The organism is Tolumonas osonensis, assembly GCF_014202415.1.
Classification (GTDB): domain Bacteria; phylum Pseudomonadota; class Gammaproteobacteria; order Enterobacterales; family Aeromonadaceae; genus Tolumonas; species Tolumonas osonensis.
Genome location: NZ_JACHGR010000021.1, coordinates 1 through 4414 on the forward strand (window position 1 = coordinate 1; position 4414 = coordinate 4414).

Sequence of the window (4414 nt, forward strand, 5' to 3'; positions counted from 1 at the left end):
AGCGATGCAGAGCAGCTCGCTCGCATCGCACCAGTTCCGGTGATGCTGGTGCGCCAGCCCCAATCGGTCATTGCGACTGCAACCCCTGGGCAGGGTGGCACGCCAGCGTGACGAAGGTTCAGTCCACCGACCAAACTGAATGGAGGCTGAAAGTCGCAGCCCCCTTGCTGCTGCTATTGCTGAGCGCCTCCGCACAGGCCCAGTCCTGCCACCAGGACAACCCGCTGCGCTCAACGGGAACGCTCAATCTGCGGATCGACAACGACATGTTCGGCGGCATTGGACAAGACCAAGGGTACTCCAACGGGTTTCTCGTCAGCTGGGTCTCCCCCAACCTTGTGGACTATCGCGATGACCCTTGCCTACCCCGTCTCGTCCGTGGGCTGAATCGTTTTCTCACGGTGCTGCAACCCGAGGGTTTTGACGAACAGAACATGACCATCGGCTTCGGGCAGATGATGTACACCCCGAACGACAAAACGCGCAGCGATCTCATCAAGGATGATCGTCCTTTCGCGGGCGCCTTGATGTTGAGCCTTGGCTATAACGCGAGGCGGGGCGATACGCTGCGCACTTCGCAACTCCGCGTGGGGGTGGTGGGGCCCTCCTCCCAGGCCAGGCAAGTCCAGAACTGGTGGCATGACACCGTCGGAGTGGACAGATTCAATGGCTGGAGACATCAACTGCGCGACGAACCCGTGCTGCAGTTGCTCCACGAACGCCGAACACGAGTCATCAGGCAAGAAAACGTCAGCGGTTGGGGTTGGGATCTGACCCGCCACTGGGGCGGCAGCTTGGGCAATTTCGCCACCTACGCGAATGTCGGCGGAGAACTGCGCTATGGCCTACGCCTGCCGGACGACTTAGGCACCGCACCGCTGCGCCCGGCTGGAGAAAACACCTCGCCCGTGCGTAAGACCGCTGGCAGCAACTGGAACGGGCACCTGTTCGTGGCACTCGACGGTCGCTGGGTTTTGCACGACATCACGTTGGACGGCAATACGTTCAAGTCCAGTCATAGTGTTGATAAACGGCCATTCGTGGCTGATGTGGGCTATGGCATCGCGATGACTCAGGGCAACTGGCGCATCGCGATAGCCCGCTACCACCGCACCCGCGAATTTCGTGGACAAAAGGAAATCCCGGTCTACGGAACGATCACCGTAGGACGGCGATTCTGATGCAGATCGATTCCTTGAACGCCATGCAAGCCACTCTGTTGCTGTTCATGACAAGAGCCTGGTTGCTTGTGGAGCTACCACGTCGACGCAGTACTGCCAATGCCGTCGTCATTAGCCAGTTGGCAAGGTGAACACAGCGAGCTGAACGATAAGGCACCCGCGCTCGATAAGAGACCAAGGACAACAAATAAGGAGATAAATGGATGCAACGACTCACCTTGGCCCTACCCGGCAATGAAGATCTGGCCCGCGGCATCGCGCAGGCATGCGGCAGCGAAGCCGGCCGCATCGAAACGCGCCGATTCCCCGATGGCGAGAGCTATGTCCGGTTGCATGGCGAACCTGCCGATCGGATCGTGGATGTGATTTGCACGCTGGCCCATCCTGATCCGCAGTTCCTGCTTCTGGCTTTTGCCGCTGACGCGGCGCGCGAACTTGGCGCGCAAGAGGTGAACCTGATCGCACCGTATCTGGCCTACATGCGCCAGGACAAGCGATTCCATGACGGAGAAAGCGTGACGTCGCGGTCCTTCGCACGTCTGGTCTCATCGACCTTCGACAAGCTGCTCACGGTGGATCCGCATCTGCACCGCTATCCGACACTATCAGCGGTCTACACGATCCCCACCATCACCTTGCATGCCGCACCACTGCTGGCCGACTGGATCGCGAATCATGTCGAAGAACCTTTGATCGTGGGCCCCGACGAGGAAAGCGAGCAGTGGGCCGGCGCCATCGCGTCCCGCATCGGCGTACCGCACGCTGTGCTTCGCAAGACACGCCATGGCGATCGCAGCGTGGACATCGATGTTCCCGACCTGTCGATCTGGCGCGGCAGAACGCCGGTGCTTGTGGACGACATCGCATCATCAGGCCGCACGCTCGCCGTCGCGGCGCGCAAGCTCGCCGAGCAAGGAATGCGCAAGCCGGAGTGCGTAGTGGTGCATGCCCTGTTCGCCGAGGATGCCTGGGCCCAATTGACACCGTTGTTTGCCCGAATTACGTCCACCGACGCAGTACCGCATCCGAGCAACCGGATTGGTCTCGCTTCGCTGATTGCCGACGCTCTCTCTAGCGGGAAAACCGATCCGCGAGGCTGATCTTTTTATCGATCCAACTATTTTCAAGGAGACCTGAAATGTCCTCTCAAGCTAACCTCGCAACCGATTGGCGTGCTGGTTACGGGCCCATCGCGCACAGGTCTGAAACCATCGAACGTATGCAGGCCCTAGTGCAACGTCTGGTCGCGCAAAGGCGTATAGCAGACGAAGCCTCGGCCCATGCGCTGCTGGCTGCAGCCGACCGGGTGGCCTGCACGGCCATGAGCGTAGTGGCGCATATGACCTATGCCCGGCGCATCGACCGAAGCGGCTGCCCACTGGGCTCCGATGATTTCAAACAAACGCCCGAAGGCCACACCGGCGGCTCGCTCAACATGGTGCCAGCCTTCGTGGGTTATCTGTTGGCCAACGCGCTGACCGGGACGACACGCGGCTGGCTCATGGGGCAGGGGCACTGCGTGGCCGCGATCGAGGCGGTGAACGCACTGACCGGCGATGTATCCGCCGCCCAGCGTGGACGCTACGACCGCAGCGAGGCGGGCCTGTCGCTCCTGATCGCGGACTTCTACTCCTATGCCATCGATAAGCAGGGTCGGCCCGCGGTACCGCTGGGTAGCCATGCCGGGCCGAACACGGCCGGCGCGATCTCCGAAGGCGGCTATCTGGGGTTCGCCGGGCTGCAGTATGTGCACACGCCGTTGCCGGGAGAAAGCCTGGTGGCATTCCTCAGTGATGGCGCTTTCGAGGAACAACGTGGCTCGGACTGGGCGCCGCGCTGGTGGCGCGCCGAGGACTGCGGCTTCGCCATCCCGGTCATGATTCTCAACGGACGGCGCATCGAGCAGCGCACCCAGATCGTGCAGGAAGGTGGCGCTACCTGGCTGGCCGAGGACCTGCGCCACAACGGCTTCGATCCGGTCATCGTTGATGGACGTGATCCGATGGCGATCGCATGGGCCATTGTTGAAGCCGAAGACACGCTGAGCGCCTTCGCTGCACGCTCGGATCGGCGCTATCCGGTCAAGCTGCCCTACGTGATCGCCGAGACGGAGAAAGGTTTTGGCTTCCCGGGCGCGGCGACCAATGCCGCCCACAACCTGCCGCTGAACGGCAATCCGCGCGAGGATGCGCAGGCACGCGAGGCCTTCAACGCAGGGGCTGCGGCGCTGTTCGTGCCCGAGAGCGAACTGGAAAACGCGCTCACCGTCCTTGCGAATCACGGCCAGAGCCAGCGCTCGCGCGAAAGCGAGCACCCCATGGCCCTACGCCATCCAGCGAGCCCTCATCTGCCGATGCCGGCCTGGGCGCCAACTGAGGTATCGGGCAGCGCCATGTCCGCACTGGACCGTTGGTTCGTGGAGCTAGTGCAGGCAAATCCACAGTTGCGCATCCGGATCGGCAATCCCGATGAACTGGCCAGCAACAAGATGGGGACCACGCTAGCGCTGCTCAAGCACCGCGTCAACGTGCCCGAACCCGGCGCCCCGGAATCGACGGATGGCTCGGTGGTCACCGCACTCAATGAAGAAGCCGTTGCGGCCGCCGCCCTCGCCAACAAAGGGGGGCTGAACCTGATCGTCAGCTACGAGGCATTCGCGGTCAAGATGCTTGGATTGATGCGCCAGGAGATCATCTTCGCGCGTCGGCAGAAGGAGCTGGGCCAGCCGCCAGGCTGGATCTCCGTCCCGCTGATCGTCACATCCCACACCTGGGAGAACAGCAAGAACGAGCAGTCACACCAGGACCCGACCATTGGCGAAGCATTGCTGGGGGAGATGTCGGACACCGCACGCGTGTTGTTCCCGGTGGATGCCAACACGGCGTGCGCCGCGCTGCGAGCGGTCTACGCCAGCCGGGGCCAAGTGGCTTGTGTTGTGGTCTCCAAGCGCGACACGCCGAATCACTTCAATGCCGCCGCCGCTCAATCGCTGATCGAGCACGGCGCAGCCCATGTAGCCGGCGATCCGGCTACAGCACAACTGCAGTTCGTGGCGATTGGCGCCTACCAGTTGGAGGAAGCGCTCAAAGCCCACGCCCGCCTGGGGCACCATGGGTTTACGTCGTGCGTCACCGTGGCGATCGAGCCCGGCCGTCTGCGCATTCCACGAGACGACCTTGAGGCCGCCTTCGTGCTCGGTGACGAAGCACTGCAAGCGCTCTTCCCGCCTCACC

General features: G+C 62.4%; 3 protein-coding genes. All 3 read left to right on the forward strand.

Annotation, left to right across the window (positions count from 1 at the left end; translation table 11 throughout):
* Positions 1-107: 107 nt before the first annotated feature.
* Positions 108-1181 (forward strand): lipid A deacylase LpxR family protein, encoded by a 1074-nt coding sequence (locus HNR75_RS15300; protein WP_132978739.1) that lies wholly within the window; start codon positions 108-110, stop codon positions 1179-1181.
* A gap of 203 nt (positions 1182-1384) precedes the next feature.
* The gene (locus tag HNR75_RS15305; RefSeq protein WP_003050021.1) at positions 1385-2281 is read left to right on the forward strand and encodes a ribose-phosphate pyrophosphokinase; all 897 of its coding nucleotides are present in this window, start codon (positions 1385-1387) and stop codon (positions 2279-2281) included.
* Positions 2282-2319: 38 nt separating this feature from the next.
* A partial coding sequence (locus HNR75_RS15310) for a phosphoketolase family protein (RefSeq protein ID WP_188027816.1) occupies positions 2320-4414 on the forward strand: 2095 nt, incomplete at its 3' end.

Coding starts and splice junctions, on each gene's coding strand:
- HNR75_RS15305 (WP_003050021.1), top strand. CDS start 1,385: ATGCAACGACTCACCTTGGCCCTACCCGGCAATGAAGATCTGGCCCGC.